The sequence below is a fragment of the Acutalibacter caecimuris genome, from assembly GCF_034335085.1.
GTDB classification, from domain to species: Bacteria; Bacillota; Clostridia; order Oscillospirales; family Acutalibacteraceae; genus Acutalibacter; species Acutalibacter caecimuris.
Genome location: NZ_JAWXXJ010000093.1, coordinates 1 through 628, shown reverse-complemented (window position 1 = coordinate 628; position 628 = coordinate 1). Strand labels below are relative to the sequence as shown.

The window sequence follows — 628 nt, the reverse complement described above, 5'->3', positions numbered from 1 at the left end:
CCGGCAGCGTGCTGCTGGGCAAGCCGCCTGACCCCTTCGAGGTCTATAATGACTTTGATAGGAATCTTGTCAACCTGTTTCATTGCATGAAGGAGCGGACAATGGCGACCGTCCGGGAGTTGGGGTTTTGCAATCTCAATTCCAGAGCAGATTTTATGGCTATCAAGAAGTTCTTCCAACATGAACAGTTCGACGATAAATTCCTGGCAGAAGAAATAGAAATGACAGAAATCTTGTTACCACCGCCAGCGGCAGAAGAACTGCGAACCATCCGGCAACGAATCACACACGACTACGACGTGCGTCGGGCGGCTATGTACCTGAAATTATTGCGGTACAGTTATTCCAGCGGGAAGAAGTCTTTTGCCTCACAGCCCTTTGACCTACGGCGGCTGTTCGGCCTTATCCAGCAGCTAGAAAACCGGCTGGCGAATGTCGTGGTAGAAAGTCAGGACTTTGAAACCCTCATCCACCACTACGACCGGCCTGACACCTTCTTCTATCTCGACCCGCCGTACTTTTCCACCGAGGATATGTACGCCGTGGAGTTTGCTTGGGCCGACCATGTGCGTCTGCGGGACACAGCGGCGAATATGCAGGGCCGGTTTCTGCTCTCGTATAACGATTG

At 52.2% G+C, this 628-nt stretch carries 1 protein-coding gene; it reads left to right on the top strand.

Annotated features, from left to right (window positions below):
- Positions 1–628: DNA adenine methylase (locus U8U01_RS17330; RefSeq protein WP_322176828.1), on the top strand; the 628-nt coding region annotated here is incomplete at both ends.